At 70.3% G+C, this 16,448-nt stretch carries 13 protein-coding genes; 6 read left to right on the forward strand and 7 right to left on the reverse strand.

Going from position 1 to position 16,448, the window contains the following annotated elements; all coding sequences use genetic code 11:
- The first annotated feature begins 56 nt into the window (after positions 1–56).
- Positions 57–4,046: an ATP-dependent RNA helicase HrpA gene (gene hrpA, locus AMD30_RS03195; protein ID WP_055474679.1), complete on the forward strand. Its 3,990-nt coding sequence runs from the start codon at positions 57–59 to the stop codon at positions 4,044–4,046.
- Here the strand turns inward: hrpA and nrdR are convergent.
- Positions 4,020–4,511 (reverse strand): transcriptional regulator NrdR, encoded by a 492-nt coding sequence (gene nrdR / locus AMD30_RS03200; RefSeq protein WP_010840862.1) that lies wholly within the window; start codon positions 4,509–4,511, stop codon positions 4,020–4,022. The two genes, hrpA and nrdR, sit on opposite strands and share 27 nt — an antisense overlap.
- A 99-nt stretch (positions 4,512–4,610) precedes the next feature.
- A complete protein-coding gene (locus AMD30_RS03205; RefSeq protein WP_010840861.1) occupies positions 4,611–5,150 on the reverse strand; it encodes a LysM peptidoglycan-binding domain-containing protein in 540 nt (179 codons plus the stop codon).
- Positions 5,151–5,417: 267 nt separating this feature from the next.
- Here AMD30_RS03205 and lexA point away from each other — a divergent pair, with 267 nt between their 5' ends.
- Complete coding sequence (lexA, locus tag AMD30_RS03215; protein ID WP_010840859.1) at positions 5,418–6,122, forward strand: transcriptional repressor LexA; 705 nt, start codon at positions 5,418–5,420, stop codon at positions 6,120–6,122.
- Here the strand turns inward: lexA and AMD30_RS03220 are convergent.
- A complete protein-coding gene (locus AMD30_RS03220; RefSeq protein ID WP_010840858.1) occupies positions 6,100–7,809 on the reverse strand; it encodes a phosphoenolpyruvate--protein phosphotransferase in 1,710 nt (569 codons plus the stop codon). The genes lexA and AMD30_RS03220 overlap by 23 nt on opposite strands.
- A 150-nt stretch (positions 7,810–7,959) precedes the next feature.
- Here AMD30_RS03220 and AMD30_RS03225 point away from each other — a divergent pair, with 150 nt between their 5' ends.
- The 4 genes from AMD30_RS03225 to AMD30_RS03240 all read left to right on the forward strand — a co-directional run bounded on the left by AMD30_RS03225 (position 7,960) and on the right by AMD30_RS03240 (position 12,243).
- Positions 7,960–8,730 carry a DeoR/GlpR family DNA-binding transcription regulator gene (locus tag AMD30_RS03225; protein ID WP_055474681.1) on the forward strand — a complete coding sequence of 257 codons (771 nt, stop codon included), beginning with the start codon at positions 7,960–7,962 and terminating at the stop codon, positions 8,728–8,730.
- Complete coding sequence (gene pfkB / locus AMD30_RS03230; protein WP_055474682.1) at positions 8,727–9,692, forward strand: 1-phosphofructokinase; 966 nt, start codon at positions 8,727–8,729, stop codon at positions 9,690–9,692. Before AMD30_RS03225 ends, pfkB begins: the two co-directional genes overlap by 4 nt.
- A gap of 74 nt (positions 9,693–9,766) precedes the next feature.
- Positions 9,767–11,872 (forward strand): PTS fructose transporter subunit IIABC, encoded by a 2,106-nt coding sequence (locus AMD30_RS03235; RefSeq protein ID WP_055474683.1) that lies wholly within the window; start codon positions 9,767–9,769, stop codon positions 11,870–11,872.
- A 110-nt stretch (positions 11,873–11,982) separates the two neighbouring features.
- Complete coding sequence (locus tag AMD30_RS03240; RefSeq protein WP_010840854.1) at positions 11,983–12,243, forward strand: HPr family phosphocarrier protein; 261 nt, start codon at positions 11,983–11,985, stop codon at positions 12,241–12,243.
- Between the two features lie 18 nt (positions 12,244–12,261).
- Here AMD30_RS03240 and hflX read toward each other — a convergent pair whose 3' ends face one another.
- From hflX to AMD30_RS03260, 4 genes are read right to left on the reverse strand one after another with little or no spacing between them, the layout of a single operon-like run.
- Positions 12,262–13,734 (reverse strand): GTPase HflX, encoded by a 1,473-nt coding sequence (gene hflX / locus AMD30_RS03245; protein ID WP_055474684.1) that lies wholly within the window; start codon positions 13,732–13,734, stop codon positions 12,262–12,264.
- Positions 13,735–13,786: 52 nt separating this feature from the next.
- On the reverse strand, positions 13,787–14,698 hold the full coding sequence (gene dapF, locus AMD30_RS03250; RefSeq protein WP_055474726.1) for a diaminopimelate epimerase: 912 nt from the start codon (positions 14,696–14,698) through the stop codon (positions 13,787–13,789).
- Positions 14,699–14,708: 10 nt separating this feature from the next.
- A complete protein-coding gene (gene miaA / locus AMD30_RS03255) occupies positions 14,709–15,629 on the reverse strand; it encodes a tRNA (adenosine(37)-N6)-dimethylallyltransferase MiaA (RefSeq protein WP_055474685.1) in 921 nt (306 codons plus the stop codon).
- Positions 15,626–16,378: a hypothetical protein gene (locus AMD30_RS03260; protein WP_055474686.1), complete on the reverse strand. Its 753-nt coding sequence runs from the start codon at positions 16,376–16,378 to the stop codon at positions 15,626–15,628. Before AMD30_RS03260 ends, miaA begins: the two co-directional genes overlap by 4 nt.
- Positions 16,379–16,448 lie beyond the last annotated feature (70 nt).

Below are 16,448 nucleotides of genomic sequence, written 5' to 3' on the forward strand. Positions count from 1 at the left end.
GTGCGCGGCCACTGGGGTGAACTCCGGTCCGCACCGACCCATATCCTGGAGAGATCATGTCGGCCCCGTCTTCCTCCCCCTCCCCGTCCTCGGGAAGTGCCTCGTCCACAGATGCATCGAGCGTCTCGCGCGCGGACCTCCTCGGCGCACTCGACGACGTGGGCCTCGTCGACGCCGACCGGCTGCGGCGTCGCATCGACCGGCTCTCGGCGCGTCCCGATGCCGCGAAGTGGCAGCAGCTCGTCACCGACGTCGACAAGGCACATGCCCGTCTCGACCGGCGACGGGCGAGCGTACCGGTCCTTCGATTCCCCGACGAGCTCCCCGTCTCGGCGGCCCGGGACGAGATCGCCGCGGCGATCCGTGACCACCAGGTCGTGGTCATCGCGGGCGAGACCGGCTCGGGAAAGACCACCCAGCTGCCGAAGATCTGCCTCGAACTCGGCCGCGGCATCCGTGGGTCGATCGGCCACACCCAGCCCCGCCGGATCGCGGCGAGCTCGGTCGCCAGACGCATCGCCGACGAGACCGAGACCGAACTCGGCGACGCGGTCGGCTACTCCGTACGGTTCACCGACCGGTCCGGTGCCGACACCCTCGTCCGGGTCATGACCGACGGCATCCTGCTGCGCGAGATCGCCACGGACCCGATGCTGCGCCGCTACGACACCCTCATCATCGACGAGGCGCACGAGCGCAGCCTCAACATCGACTTCATCCTCGGATACCTGCGCCGGCTGCTGCCCCGGCGGCCGGATCTCAAGGTGATCATCACCTCGGCGACGATCGAACCGGCCCGGTTCGCGCGGCATTTCAGCACCCCCTCGGCGTCGGTCCCCGTCATCGAGGTGTCGGGCCGTACCTATCCGGTCGAGATCCGCTACCGTCCGCTGAGCCTGCAGGAGCGGCCCGACGACGGTGACGACGCCGGCGGTGGCGAACACGCCGACCTCGACCAGATCCAGGGCATCGACGCCGCCGTCGACGAACTGTGGGCGGGTGGCCGCGGCGACATCCTCGTGTTCCTGCCCACCGAACGGGACATCCGGGAGACCGCGGACGCGCTGCGTCGCCGCACCGTCGGCGGCAAGGGGCCGGCTGCCGAGATCGTGCCGCTGTACGCGCGGTTGTCGATCGCCGAGCAGCAGAAGGTGTTCGCCCCCTCCGACGGGCGCCGGATCGTGCTGGCGACCAATGTGGCCGAGACCTCGGTCACCGTGCCCGGCATCCGGTATGTCATCGACACCGGCACCGCCCGGATCAGTCGATACTCGACCCGGACGAAGGTCAATCGCCTTCCCATCGAACCGGTGTCGCAGGCCAGCGCCCGGCAGCGCGCCGGTCGTTGCGGTCGCGTCGCGCCGGGTGTGTGTATCCGCCTCTACAGCGAGAACGACTTCGAGTCCCGGCCTGCGTTCACCGACCCGGAGATCCTGCGCACCAATCTCGCCGCCGTCATCCTGCAGATGACCTCCCTCAAGCTCGGTGAGATCGCCGAGTTCCCGTTCGTCCAACCGCCCGACGACCGGGCGATCCGCGACGGGATGGGTGTTCTCACCGAACTCGGCGCCATCACCGTCCCGAGTGAGGGCGGCCCCCCGCGACTGACCCCGATCGGCCGGTCGATGTCGCGGATTCCGGTCGATCCCCGGGTCGCCCGGATGCTCATCGCCGGGCACGAGCTCGGCTGCCTCGATCACCTTCTCGTCATCGCCGCCGCGATGTCCCTCCCCGACCCCCGGGAACGGCCTGCCGAACACCGCGAGGCCGCCGACGCCCAGCACCGGCGCTTCGTCGTGCCCCAGTCGGACTTCCTGTCGTACGTGGAGCTGTGGCGATACCTCGGCGAACAGCGTAAAGCGATGTCCAGCAGCGGTTTCCGTCGGATGTGCGAGCGTGAGTACCTGCACTTCCTGCGCATCAGGGAATGGCAGGACCTCCATCGACAGCTGACCGAGATCGTCAAGGACCTCGACTGGTCGGTCGCGGCGACCGAGCTCGACGCCGACGCCGTCCACCGGGCCATCCTGTCCGGGTTGTTGAGCAACATCGCCGCCCGCAACACCGAGGGCCGCGAGTTCACCGGCGCGCGCAACACGACACTGCTCATCTTCCCCGCCTCGTCCCTCGCGAAGAAGCCGCCGGCCTTCATCATGGCCGCCGAGGTCCTGGAGACGTCGCGGCTCTTCGCGCACACCGTCGCCGGTATCGATCCCCTGTGGGCCGAGCGCCTCGCCGGCGACCTGGTCAAACGCACCCACAGCGAGCCGCACTGGTCCGCCCGACGCGGCGCGGCCATGGCCTACGAGCGCGTCACCCTCTACGGGGTCCCCCTCGTCGCCCGTCGGCGCGTCGACTACGGCCCCATCGACCCGGAGGTCTCGCGCGAGTTGTTCATCCGGCACGCCCTGGTCGAGGGTGACTGGCGGACGCAACACGGGTTCTTCGAGCGCAACCGCAATCTCCTCGACGCCGCCACCGATGTCGAGAACCGCACGCGCACCCGCGGTCTCGTGATCACCGAGGATCAGCTCTTCGAGTTCTACGACCGGCGCCTACCGCCCGACATCACCTCCGCACGTCACTTCGACACCTGGTGGAAGAAGGCCCGGCGCGCCGAGCCCGATCTGCTCGACCTGCGTCCCGAAGACGTCACGGGTGGCACCGAGGTGGCTCCGACGGACTACCCCGGCGCATGGCAGCAGGGCGACACACGACTCGAACTGCGGTACCGGTTCGAGCCCGGCGCACCCGACGACGGGGTCACGGTCGTCATCCCACAGGCACTGCTCCCCCACATCCGCCCGGTCGGCTTCGACTGGTCGGTCCCCGGGATGCGTACCGAACTGGCCACCGCGCTGGTCAAGACCCTGCCGAAACAGCTGCGCAAGAGCATGTCCCCCGCCCAACGGTTCGCCGAGGCGGCCCTCGGCCGGCTCACCCCGCGCAAGGAACCGCTGACCGCGGGGCTCGCTCGCGAACTCTCCGCGATCACCGGGATGACGGTCACCGCAGCCGATTTCGACACCGACCGGGTACCGGCACACCTTCGGATGCATTTCGCGGTCGCCGACGGATCCGGACAGATCATCGCCCGGGCCGACTCGTTGTCCGAGCTACAGCAGACCCGGACGCCGGCGGCACCGAGAACGGTGTCACGCACGCTGTACCGGAACTGGACCGCCGACGGGATCGGCACGCTCGCCGACCAGAAGACGGTCGACGTCGCCGGACAACGGCTGACCAGGTACCCGACGATCGACGCGGTGTCCGACGAGAAGGGACGCACGCGAGGCGTCTTCGCCGTCGACGCTGCGACTCCCGAGACCCGCGACCGGCTGCTGCGTCGCGGCATCGTCGCCCTCCTCGATCTGGCGATACCACCGCTGCACAAGCGAATCGCGGGATCCCTGGGCCCGGCGGCCCGACTCGCCCTGAGCCAGAGCCCGTATGCGGACACCGAGGCGCTGCTCGCCGACTGCACACGACGGGCCATCCGGGACACCGTCGCCGGCGTCGACGACGCCGAGCTGACGGCTCTTCGCTCACCACAGGCATTTTCGGGCTTCCTGGAGCGTATCCGGCCACGGATCACCGAGGCCGCACCGGACTACTTCTCGCTCGCCGTCGCGGCGCTCGAACGAATGGCGCCGGTCCGGGCGGCGATCGACCGGCACGCCGGTTCGCTGGCCGCCGACGACGTCGCCGAGCAGATCGACCACCTCGTGTTCGACGGATTCGTCGCAGCCACCGCCCGACGGCACCTGGAGAACCTGCCGCGCTACCTCGAAGGTGCGCAGGCACGTCTGGAGGCGCTGCCCGGGTCGGCATCGCGCGACCAGGCCGGTGTGGCGGTCATCGATCGAGTAGTCGAACGGTGGGCCCAACGACTCGAACAGGTGCCGGAACACCGACGGGCGATCGTCGACGACGAAGCGCAGTGGCTTGTCGAGGAACTACGCGTGGGATTGTTCGCCCAGCGTCTCGGTACCGCGTTTCCCGTCTCGGAGAAACGGGTCCTACGAGCTCTGGACCGGCTCGGCTGAGACGGTGTCGGCCCGCCCGCCGGACGCCGACTTCAGGTCGTCGATCTCGCGCTGGAAATCCTCCACCGAGTCGAACGACCGGTACACCGAGGCGAACCGCAGGTACGCCACTTCGTCGAGATCGCGGAGCGGACCCAGGATCGCCAGACCGACCTCGTTGCTGGGGATCTCGGCCGATCCGCTGGCGCGCACGGTGTCCTCCACCTGCTGGGCGAGCTGGGCGAGTGCGTCCTCGGCGACGTGTCGGCCCTGACAGGCGCGTCGGACACCGCGCATCACCTTCTCGCGACTGAACGGCTCGGTCACACCGTTGCGTTTGACCACGGCGAGCACGGCGCTCTCCACGGTCGAGAAACGGCGGCCGCACTCCACGCACGAGCGGCGGCGTCGGATGGCCTGCCCTTCGTCTGCGACACGCGAGTCGATGACCTTGGTGTCGTCGTTCTTGCAGAAGGGGCAGCGCATCGTGTCCTCACGCAGGTCGCGGGACGCTGGAACGCACCGAATCCGTGCGCCCCGCCGCTTCTCGGCCGGCCCCTGTGACATCGAGGATACCGCCCGGCCTCAGCGGTACCGGGGGGTGAGCAGGGGCTGGCCCACCTGCAGCGCACTCGTGGGCAGATCGTTCATCGCGACGATCTCGTCGATCACGATCTCGCGCGGCATCTCCGGCGCCACCCGGCCGGCGATCGTGCTCAGGGAGTCCCCCGCGCGCACGTGGACGACCTCCGCACTCACGGCGGCAGGGGTCATCGAGTCCGAGTAGTTCTGGCCGACGACGCCGAACACCCACACGACGAACGCCAGCCCGACGCCGGCGAGGACCGCCACCGCGGTGCGGCGACGGCGACGGAACACCGCGGCATCCGGCGCGAGAGGGCCCCGGCCCCTGGACCCCACCGCCGAGCCGCAGCTCGTGGCGCCGACACGCGGGGTCAGCGGTGACCCGCCCGCCGGACGGTTGCCTGCCGGCCGGTTGTCGACCGGGCGGCGACCGTCGGACAGCGGGGCACGGGTCCGGACGCGATCGGCGCGATCGGTACGCGCCCGAACGGTGTCGGGACGGTCGGTACGGACGGGAGCGACGAGAGTGTCGGTGCGCATGGTGCCCTCCGAGTGTTCGGTGCGAGATCCTCTGGGTGAGATCTTCTGGTGTGGTGTGTGGTGCTGTCGGTGTTCGAACTTCGATCAGGTGTTCGATGCACTGATGTTCGAATTTGTAGCACGGCGCACCGACAAAGTCTCGCGACACATCGAACAAATGTTTGAGGTGAGGGTCGCACTCCGCTAGGCTCGGACCCGGCTGAACATCCCCACCGGACATCCCACGGGCCATCTACCTGCACGTTCCGAAGACGAGAGGAACTGAACATGAGTGACACCGGCGACAGGCGCGGCCGAGCGCGGGGAGTCGACGACGAGGCCCCGATCGACGTCGCCGCCGCCGAGGCCTCACTCACCCCGCGACAGCTCGGGGTCCTGGAGGTGATCCGCCGCTCGGTTCGCGAGCGCGGTTATCCGCCCAGCATCCGCGAGATCGGCGACGAGGTCGGGCTCGCCTCGACATCGTCGGTCGCCCACCAGCTGCGAACGCTGGAACGCAAGGGCCTGCTCAAGCGAGATGCGAACCGGCCCCGCGCGGTCAACATCGCCCCGAGCGAGCCGCCGTCGCCGGAGACCCCCTCGGCCGGTCAACTACCCGAGCCGACCTTCGTGCCGGTCCTCGGTCGTATCGCGGCCGGTGGTCCGATCCTGGCCGAGGAGGCGGTCGAGGACGTGTTCCCGCTTCCTCGCGAGCTGGTCGGCGAGGGCTCGCTGTTCCTGCTGCGCGTCGTGGGCGAATCGATGATCGACGCGGCCATCTGTGACGGCGACTGGGTGGTGGTCCGGCAGCAGAACGTCGCCGACAACGGCGACATCGTCGCGGCGATGATCGACGGCGAGGCCACGGTGAAGACCTTCAAGCGTCAGGGCGCCAACGTGTGGCTGATGCCGCACAACGAACTGTTCGATCCCATCCCGGGCAACGACGCCGTGATCCTCGGCAAGGTCGTCACCGTGATGCGGCGAATCTGACCTCTCCGCCGACCGAACGGTCGAGCACTGCCGCGGCCGCTTCGCGCGCCGCGGCAGGATCGGACGTGGCCAGCGCGGCGTCGGCGGCAGCACGGCAGTCCTGTGTGGTCACCGCACCGAGCCTGGCCCCCACCGCGGCGGCCGCGGCGGGCGCACTGGACAGCGAGGTCACCCCGAGACCCACGAGGACGCAGGCGAGATTCGGATCGGCGGCCGCCTCACCGCAGACCCCGACCGGCTTTCCCTGTCGGACACCCGCGGCGGCAACACCCGCGATCAGGCTGAGCACGGCGGGTTGCCACGGGTCGGTCAGCCCGGCGAGATCGGCCGACATCCGATCGGCCGCCATCGTGTACTGCGTCAGATCGTTGGTACCGATGGACACGAAGTCCACCTCCGCGAGCACGGCCTCGGCGAGGATCGCCGCCGCGGGCACCTCGATCATGACCCCCGCGACCAGACCCCGACCCCGGACCTCCGCGGCGAACACCCGCGCCTCCGCCGGCGAGGCGATCATCGGCGCCATGACCCACGGCGCGACCTTCGAGCCGACGGCGGCCAGCGCGATCGCGTCGAGCTGATGTGCGCGGATCTCGGGATGCGCCAGGGCGATTCGATCCCCACGGACCCCCAGCGCCGGATTGGACTCGTCGGGATGCGTCACGAAGCGGAGCGGTTTGTCCGAGCCGGCGTCGAGGGTGCGTATCACCACCTTCCGCCCGTCGAAAGCACCGAGGACCTCACGGTAGATCCCGGCCTGCTCGTCCACCGACGGTTCGTCTGCGCGTTCGAGGAAGGCGAGTTCGGTGCGGAAGAGTCCGACACCCTCGACGGGGTGTCCGGCCGCGGCCCGTGCCGACGATCCGTCGGCGACATTGGCGAGCACTGACACACCCACGCCGTCGGCGGTGCGCCCCGGACCCGTCCAGCCGGCGACGACCTCGGCGCGTCGCCGGTCCTCCTCGACGCGTGCCCGGGCCGTGTCCGCATCGGGCTCGACCTCGATGCGACCGGTTGTTCCGTCGACGAGAACGGTTGTGCCGGGCTCGATCTCGGCCAGATCAGTGACCGCGACGACGCATGGGATCCCCAGCTGCCGCGCGATGATCGCGGTGTGACTGGTGGGGCCGCCCAATCGGGTGACGAGCGCGATCGTGCTCGCCGGGTCGAGGCCGGCGGTGTCGGCGGGCGCAAGATCGTCGGCGAGCAGCACCGACGGCACCTGCGGTGTCGGCACACCCGGCTCGGGCAGGCCGAGCAGTTCGGCGAGCACGCGGTCGCGGACGTCGTTGAGATCGGTGACCCGCTCGGCCATCAGCCCGCCGAGTTTGGTGAACACCGCCGCGAACTGCTCGGTGGCCGCGACGGCCGCGGCTTCGGCGGAGGCGCCCTTGGTGATGAGCGCCGTCGCGGAACCGATCCATCCCCGGTCCTCGGCCAGCCCCGCGGTCGCCGCGAGCACCTCCGCGGCCACCCCGGTGTTCTGGGAGGCGCGCGTGCGCAGTCGCGCAGCGACGGCCCCGGCAGCCGAGGCGAAGCGCGTCACCTCGTCGGCGCGGCGCTCCTCGGGGATCTCCACGCCGACGCCGAGCGTCTCCGGCGAGTGATCGGGCCGCTCGCCCGGCCACAGCGCCGGACCGTGCGCCAGTCCGCCGACCACCGGGGTCCCTGTCAGGATCTGCGCCATCGTCTTGCCTCTCACTCGACTATCGATGTGACCACCGTTACAAAAAGTGCTTGACTTGTCAACACAAACAGGCGTAAACACAATTACTACAACATCCAATCCCACACGCCTCAACAAGCGGGGTGGCTGGAACCTTCAGATCGGAGCGATGTGTACGCCGAGGAGAGACAACAGGCGATCGTCGACGAGGTGCGCGTCGCGGGGCGGGCATCCGTGGCCGCGCTCGCCGAGAAATTCGACGTCACCAGCGAGACCGTCCGTCGAGACCTCGCCGTTCTGGAGCGTGCCGGGCATTTGCAGCGTGTCCACGGAGGTGCCGTCCGCGCCGAGGTCATGCGGGCTCTGGGCGAACTCGGGATCGACGAGCGCGAGTCGAGCCAGATCGAACAGAAGACCGCGATCGGCCGCGCGGCGATCCGCTTCCTGCCGCCGGACGGCGGTTCCGTGCTCTTCGACGCCGGCACCACGACCTACCGCGCCGCCGAGGCCACCGCGCCGGATCGGAGACTCACCCTGTTCACCAACAGCCTGCCCATCGCCGGTCTGCTGGCCGGCACCCATCCCGACGGCCTCCATGCTCTCGGCGGACGCGTCCGCGGTCTCACCCAGGCCACCGTGGGCGTCGAGACGGTGGACGCACTCCGCCGGTTGCGCGTCACCACCGCGTTCCTCGGCACCAACGGTCTGAGCGAGTCCCACGGGTTGTCGACCCCCGACCCCGACGAGGCGGCGGTGAAGGCGGCGATGGTGGCGGCCGCACAACGCGTCGTGGTGCTCGCCGACAGCTCGAAGATGGACCGCGAAGATCTGTCCTCGTTCGCCGGGCTCGACGACGTCGACGTCCTCATCACCGACTCCGGGATCGACCCGGCCTTCTCGGCGGCCCTGTCCGCGCGCGGCGTCGAGGTGGTGATCGCATGATCGTGACGGTCACCGCGAACCCGAGCCTCGACCGCACCCTCGAACTCGGCGCACCGCTCGCCCGCGGCGAGGTGCAGCGTGCCGGCGTGGTCCGTACCGAACCCGGCGGCAAAGGTGTCAACGTGTCCCGCGTCGTCGCGGCCGCCGGTCTGTCCACCCGTGCCCTGCTCCCCGCCCGGTCGGGCGATCCGCTGCGCACCGCACTCGACGACCTCGGACTCCCCTACGACGCGGTGCCCGTCGACGGCGAGGTCCGCTCCAACATCACCATCGCCGAGTCGGACGGGACGACCACCAAGATCAACGCGCCGGGCGTCGCCCTGACGACGCAGGATCGCGAAGCACTCGTCGGACTCGTCCGCGCTCACGCCGACTCCGCGCACTGGGTCACCCTCTGCGGCTCGCTGCCGCCCGGCGTTCCCGATGACTGGTACCGCTCGATCGCCGACGACCTCGTCCTCGCCGGATGCCGGGTCGCGGTGGACACCTCCGGCGCTCCGCTCCGTGCCGTCGTCGCCGGTCGCGTCGACCTGATCAAACCCAACGAGGACGAGCTCGCCGAGCTGACCGGCGCCGACCCGGCCATACTCCGAGACGCTCTCTCCCGCAACGATCTCGGACCCGTGGTGGAGGCCGCGACCACGATCGCGGAGGAGATCGGCGGCAACGTCCTGGCAACGCTCGGGTCCGCCGGCGCCGTCCTGGTCACCGCGTCGGGCGCCTGGTCGGCGACGCCTCCGCCGATCGTCCCGCGCAGCACCGTCGGCGCGGGCGACTCCTCGCTCGCCGGTTTCCTCATCGCACAGAGCACCGGGGCCTCGCCCGCCGAGTGCCTCCGGTCTGCGGTGGCGTATGGCGCCGCGGCTGCCTCACTGGCGGGAACACAGGCTCCGACTCCCGACCACCTCGACCTCCCCGGCGTCCGGGTGACCGAACTGTCGGGAGCCGCCCGCATGACCTGACGCCACATCCCGTAACCCGGACCGCCCGCCCGATACCCCCGCCCTGTTCCACCCCGTTCACCGAAGGACATCCCATGACCGAGCAGATCATCACCGCACAGACGGTGAGTCTCGACGTCGACGCCGGCGGCGATCCCGCCGCCGTCATCACGACCCTGGCCGATGCGCTCGCCGCGGCCGGCCGGACCACCGATCCCGCCGATCTCGCGCGGGCCGCTCTCGACCGGGAGGCCAAGTCCGCGACCGGACTTCCCGGCGGCATCGCCATCCCGCACGCCCGCACCGCGTCGGTGACCGCGGCCAGTCTCGCCATGGCGCGACTGTCCCGCAAGGTCGACTTCGGCGCACCGGACGGGCCGGCCGACCTGGTCTTCCTCATCGCCGCCCCCGAAGGTGGTGCCAGCGCGCACATGAAACTCCTCAGCTCGCTGGCCCGCTCGCTCGTCCGGCCCGACTTCGTGGCCTCGCTGCGCGCGGCGGAGAACGAGGAGCGCGTGATCGAGCTGGTCAACGAGGCCGTCGATCCCGCGCCGCCGGCTCCGGCTGCCCCGGCAACCGCTTCCCCGGCGACCGCGGACACGGCGGTGTCGACCGCGAAGGCCGAGAGCTCGCCGGTACGTAGCGATTCGGACCAGACCCCGGACCAGTCACCGTCGAAGCCGCGGATCGTCGCGATCACCGCGTGTCCGACCGGGATCGCCCACACCTACATGGCCGCCGATGCACTGAAGTACGCCGCCGAACGGGCCGGTGTCGAGTTCGCGGTGGAGACCCAGGGGTCCTCGGCCACGACCGCTTTCGATCCGGACGTGATCGCCTCGGCCGACGCGGTCATCTTCGCCACCGACGTCGGGGTCAAGGGCCGCAACCGGTTCAGCGGCAAACCCGTCATCGCGTCCGGGGTGAAACGCGCGATCAACGAGCCCGACGCGATGATCGCCGAGGCGGTCGCGGCGGGACGCAACCCGAATGCGACACGGGTCACCGCCGACGGCGCGGACGCCGGCGGGGACGAGTCGTCGGGATCAGGTGTCGGCCTCGCCGGCCGCACGCGCCAAGCGCTGATGACCGGTGTGAGCTACATGATCCCGTTCGTCGCCGCCGGCGGCCTGCTCATCGCACTCGGATTCCTCCTCGCCGGTTACGAGGTCGCCAACACGACCCTCGACGACGGCGGCACCCTCAGCGACGGTGCCTTCATCGCGCTGAACAACAGCCTCTGGGACCTGCCGTCGGGCGGACTCCTGCAGTATCTGGGCGCGGTGAGCTTCGCGATCGGCTCGGGGATCATGGGGCTGGCGGTCCCGGTGCTCGCGGGCTACATCTCCTTCGCGATCGCCGACCGCCCGGGCATCGCACCCGGTTTCGTGGCCGGCATCGTCTCGCTCGCGGTCGGCGCCAGCTTCATCGGCGCACTGATCGGCGGTCTCATCGCCGGCGTGGTGTGCTTGTGGATCGCTCGAACCCCGGTGCCCCAGTGGGCGCGTGGCCTGATGCCGGTCGTGGTCATCCCGCTGTTCGGCAGCATGATCGTCGGCGGACTGCTCTACATGGTCTTGGGCAAACCTCTCGCGTGGCTGACCGAGCAGATGAACAGCGGTCTCGAGAGCATGTCCGGCGGATCAGCCATCGCCCTCGGCGTCGTGCTCGGCCTGATGATGTGCTTCGACCTCGGCGGACCGGTCAACAAGACCGCCTATCTGTTCGCCACCGCGGGCATCGCCGACGCGGCGACCGCAGGCACCGCGCAGTACCAGATCATGGCCGCCGTCATGTGCGCCGGCATGGTCCCCCCGTTGGCGCTCGCCCTCGCCACGGTGTTGCGTCCCGGCCTGTTCACCGAACCGGAGCGCGAGAACGGCAAGGCCGCATGGCTTCTCGGCGCGTCCTTCATCTCCGAGGGCGCCATCCCGTTCGCGGCGGTCGATCCCTTCCGCGTCATCCCGTCGATGATGGCCGGCGGCGCACTCAGCGGCGCACTGATCATGGCGTTCGGCGTCGAACTCCGCGCCCCGCACGGCGGCATCTTCGTCTTCTTCGCGATGAACAACTGGGTGTTGTTCCTCGTCGCGCTCGTCGCCGGTACCGTCCTGTCCGCCGTCCTGGTGATCGCGGCCAAGCAGGTCCACCGCAGTCGCGACGCCGTCGCCTTCGACGAACTCGAGGCGGTCGCCGCCTGACGCCACGACGACACGTTCACACGACCCCGCGACATCCGGGTCGGACCCCGGCACCGGATCGCACCACAACCCACCGCACGCGACACCCCAACCCACCCGAAGGAGTTCCCATGCCCAGCACCACCGCCACCGTCGGCTCCGCCGTCGGCCTCCACGCCCGCCCCGCCACGATCATCGCCGAGGCGGTCGCCGAAGCCGGGAACCCGGTGACGCTGGGCCTCGAGGGCGGCGACCCGGTCGACGCGGGGTCGGCGCTGATGATCATGACGCTGGGAGCCGAGAAGGGCACCCGGGTCGTCGTGACGGCCGACGATCAGGCCACGCTCGACGCCATCGTCACCCTCGTCGAGAAGGACCTCGACGCGGACTAGACCCGGACGGCGGGGCCCTCAGACCCGGAGGTCCGCGATCTCGCCCGCGAATGCGGCCGGGACGCGGACCTTCATCGTCGTGCCGGCCTCGGTGTGCTCGGAGGAGATGACCTCGCCCTCGCTGTGGACGCGAGAGACGACGTCGCCGCGATCGAACGGCACCTCGATGGTCATCTCCACGTCCTCGCGCCCGACGAATTCGCGTACCCGCCCGAAGAGTTCGGGCAGTCCCTCACCGGTGCGGGCCGAGATGAACACCGCATCCGAGCCGAGCGCCCCGCGCAACTCGGTGAGGCGGTTGCCGTCGATGGCGTCGATCTTGTTGATGACGAGCAACTCCGGCGGCGCGGTGACGCCCTCCTCGGCGACGATGTCGTTGATGACCTGACGGACGGCCGAGATCTGTGCCATCGGGAAGGCATCTGCGCCGTCGACCACGTGGAGCAGCAGGTCCGCGTCGACGACCTCCTCGAGGGTCGAACGGAAGGCCTCGACGAGCTGCGTGGGCAGATGTCGGACGAACCCGACGGTGTCGGTGAAGACGACGGCGCGGCCGTCGTCGAGGGTGGCGCGCCTCGTGGTGGGATCCAGGGTCGCGAACAACGCGTCCTGCACGAGGACCCCGGCACCGGTCATCGCGTTGACCAAACTGGACTTACCGGCGTTGGTGTACCCGGCGACGGTGATCGTCGGGATCGAACCACTCTTGCGCGCAGCACGTTTCGTCGTCCGGGCCTTCTTCATGCCGCGGATCTCGCGGCGCAGTTTGGCCATCCGCTCCCGGATCCGGCGACGATCGGTCTCGATCTTGGTCTCACCGGGACCGCGAAGGCCCACACCGCCGTTGCTTCCCGCTCGGCCACCGGCCTGCCGGGACATCGATTCACCCCAGCCGCGCAGCCGCGGGAGCATGTACTCCATCTGGGCGAGGGAGACCTGCGCCTTGCCCTCCCGCGACGTCGCGTGCTGGGCGAAGATGTCGAGGATCAGTGCGGTGCGGTCGATGACCTTCACCTTCACCACCTTCTCCAGCGCGTTCAGCTGGGCGGGGGTGAGTTCACCGTCGCAGACGACGGTGTCGGCGCCGGTCGCGAGGACGATCTCGCGGAGTTCCTCGGCCTTGCCACTGCCGATGTAGGTGGCGGGATCGGGTTTGGACCGACGCTGGATCACCGCGTCGAGGATCTGCGAGCCGGCTGTTTCGGCGAGCGCGGCCAGCTCGGCCATGTTGGCCTTCGCCGCAGCCGCGCTGCCCTCGGTCCACACGCCGACCAGGACCACCCGCTCCAGCCGGAGCTGCCGGTACTCGACCTCGGTGACGTCGGTCAGTTCGGTGGAGAGTCCCGCGACGCGTTGCAGAGACGCACGCTCGGACAGTTGGAGTTCACCGGTGGTCGGGTCCGCACCGGTCGGACCCGCACCGGTCGGATCCGCGGTGTCCCGGACACCGAGATCGGCTGCGGTCATGATGTCTTCTCGTGATTCGGTCATACGCGGTCCATGGTCTCATGTCCGCCCGGATACGAGCACGCGAATATCGTGCTCAGCGCGCCCAGCCGGGCCGCAGCACCCCGTCGGCGACGAGCATCGACGGTCCGCGCAGGGTCGATCCGTCGGGACGGATCGTCACGGTGACCTCACCGCCGGGGATGCCGATGCGCAGTTCCCCCGCATCGGCGCCACGGGCGTCGAGCGCCGCCCGCGCCGCCGCGACCAGCCCGGTCCCACAGCTGCGCGTCTCGCCGACGCCCCGCTCGAAGACCCGCATCCGCGCGCTCAGACCCCCATCGGGGCCCTCGACGGGCGGGGTCAGCAATTCGACGTTCGCGCCGTGGGGGAAGTCGTCGGCCTCGATGGTGACGCCGGCGCCGAAGTCGACCGCCTCGAGGTCGGCCGGGGTCATGTCCGCGACGACACATGCCAGGTGGGGGTTGCCCACGTCGACCATCGCGCCGGGATAGATGTCGTCGCCGATGCGGACCACCGACGATCCGTCCAGGCGTGCCACGCCCATCTCGACCGTGACCTCGGCGTGCACCGCGTCGAACGAATGGATGGTGACTCCCCGGGCGCCCGCGCGGGAACCGACGGGGAACGTGTCGGTGTCGACGAGTCCCGATGCTCGCAGGAAGTGCGCGAACACGCGTACCCCGTTGCCGCACATCTCGGCCACCGAGCCGTCGCCGTTGCGGTAGTCCATGAACCAGTCGTCGGCCGACACCCCGTCGGGCAGGGCGTCGAGGACGCCGGCGGCGAGCAGGGCATCCGAGCGTGCGACGCGCAGCAATCCGTCGGCCCCGATCCCTCGTTGCCGGTCACACAGCGCGGCCACCATCTCGGCGTCGAGCGCGAGAGCGGCGTCCGGGTCGGCGAGGATCACGAAATCGTTCTGGGTGCCATGGCCCTTGACGAAAGGCAGGCCGTCGCGCGCACTGCTCTGCGGGGCGGAAGTCACGCTGAACAGCCTACGGGGCGTCGGGGTCGACGACACGCAGCGCTCGGTCGAGGAGGTCGGGTGCGGCGGCGTCGAGCCACACGGCCCGATGATCGCGCCGGAACCACGACCGCTGCCGACGGACATACCGCCGGGTGCCGATGAACGTCAGTTCCTCGGCCTGCGCGAGGTCGTACTCGCCGTCGAGGGCCGCGAGCACCTGCTTGTAGCCGATGGCCTGGGACGCGGTGCGTCCCTCCCGCAGACCGCGGGAACAGAGATCCTCCACCTCGTCGACGAGGCCCTGCTCGAACATCGCCCGAGTGCGCCGCCGGATCCGGTCGTCGAGTTCCTCGGTGTCCCGGTCGAGGGCGAGGATGATCGTGCCCCAGCGCGGCTCGCCGATCACGGGCTGTGACGCGGAGAAGGGCGCACCGGTCAACTCGACCACCTCGAGCGCCCGCACGATACGGCGAGCGTCGGTGTCGAGGATGGTCGCCGCAGCGGCCGGGTCGACCGAGGCGAGCAACCGGTGCATCGCGCCCACTCCCCGCTCGTCGAGCATGTCCTCGTAGCGTCGGCGGACCTCGGGGTCGGTCGCCGGGAACTGCCAGTCGTCGAGGAGTCCCTGGACGTACATCATCGATCCGCCGACGATCACCGGAACCCGCCCCGCGGCGCGCAACCGGTCGACGTCGGCGCGTGCGGCCTCCTGATAGCGCGCGACGGTCGCCACCTCGGTCACGTCGAGCACATCGAGCTGATGGTGCGGGATGCCGCGGCGCTCACCGGGCGGGAGCTTGGCGGTCCCGACGTCCATACCGCGGTACTGCTGCATGGCGTCGATGTTGACGATCTCCCCGCCGAGCCGTTCGGCCAGGTCGAGGGCCAGGTCGGACTTGCCACCGGCCGTGGGGCCGACGACCGCGATGGGCACGGGCGGCGTACTCACCGGCGCTTGCCGTTCTCGACGGTCCACCTCGCGACCACGTACCCGACCCCGAAGGGCGCGTCGGCGAAGTCGAGCTCCGCCCGGACCGGCCGGTCAGCGACGAGCCCGGCCGCCACCTGCCACGCGACCCGGCCACCGACGCCCTCGGCATCGCACTCCTGCGGATCGAGCGCCGCCAGCGCAGTCGTGTCCGCCGAAGCGAGCGCGACGACGACCGCGTCGTTCAGCTCCACGGCGGATTCCCGACGACCCCCGCCGGGGGCCTTGTCCGTCAGCGCGGTCGATCCGTCACCCACCACGAGGACCCCGACCCGCTCGGTCGCGTCGTCGAGGCGCGCGGACAGTTCCGTACCCAGCGCCACGCAGTCCGCGGGCGGCGTCGTCGACCCGACGCTGCACACGCGCAGCGGGCCGAGTGACATCCGCTGGGCGACCCAGCCGGCGATGAGGACCGACAGGCTCATCCGGCGCGTCGCGCCGTCGACCGCCGTTTCCGTTGTGGCTTCGGTGTCCGTGATGACGGGGATGTCGACACCGAAACGCGCAAAGGTCCCTCGCACCGGCTCGCCGACGCTGCCGGGGGTCGCCTCGTCGGCGGTCCCCAGAGCCACCCATCGGTCGACACCGAGCTCGCCCACGCCTGCGACCGCGTCGAGCACGGCCCGACGCACCGGTTCGGTGTCGGACGCGGCCGGACCGGCCAATTCGGGAACGAGCAGCGGAGCACTCGGAACGAAGACGACGGCCACAAGCACACCACGACGCTAGTCGAGAACACTCGGCCCGCTCGCTCCGCTCCCGGCGCCGTGACACTCGGCC

This window comes from Gordonia sp. HS-NH1 (assembly GCF_001418765.1).
In the GTDB taxonomy this organism is placed as follows: Bacteria; Actinomycetota; Actinomycetes; order Mycobacteriales; family Mycobacteriaceae; genus Gordonia.

Coding starts and splice junctions, on each gene's coding strand:
- nrdR (WP_010840862.1), bottom strand. CDS start 4,511: ATGCGCTGCCCCTTCTGCAAGAACGACGACACCAAGGTCATCGACTCG.
- AMD30_RS03240 (WP_010840854.1), top strand. CDS start 11,983: ATGCCCAGCACCACCGCCACCGTCGGCTCCGCCGTCGGCCTCCACGCC.
- pfkB (WP_055474682.1), top strand. CDS start 8,727: ATGATCGTGACGGTCACCGCGAACCCGAGCCTCGACCGCACCCTCGAA.
- lexA (WP_010840859.1), top strand. CDS start 5,418: ATGAGTGACACCGGCGACAGGCGCGGCCGAGCGCGGGGAGTCGACGAC.
- AMD30_RS03235 (WP_055474683.1), top strand. CDS start 9,767: ATGACCGAGCAGATCATCACCGCACAGACGGTGAGTCTCGACGTCGAC.
- hflX (WP_055474684.1), bottom strand. CDS start 13,734: ATGACCGAATCACGAGAAGACATCATGACCGCAGCCGATCTCGGTGTC.
- AMD30_RS03205 (WP_010840861.1), bottom strand. CDS start 5,150: ATGCGCACCGACACTCTCGTCGCTCCCGTCCGTACCGACCGTCCCGAC.
- AMD30_RS03220 (WP_010840858.1), bottom strand. CDS start 7,809: ATGGCGCAGATCCTGACAGGGACCCCGGTGGTCGGCGGACTGGCGCAC.
- hrpA (WP_055474679.1), top strand. CDS start 57: ATGTCGGCCCCGTCTTCCTCCCCCTCCCCGTCCTCGGGAAGTGCCTCG.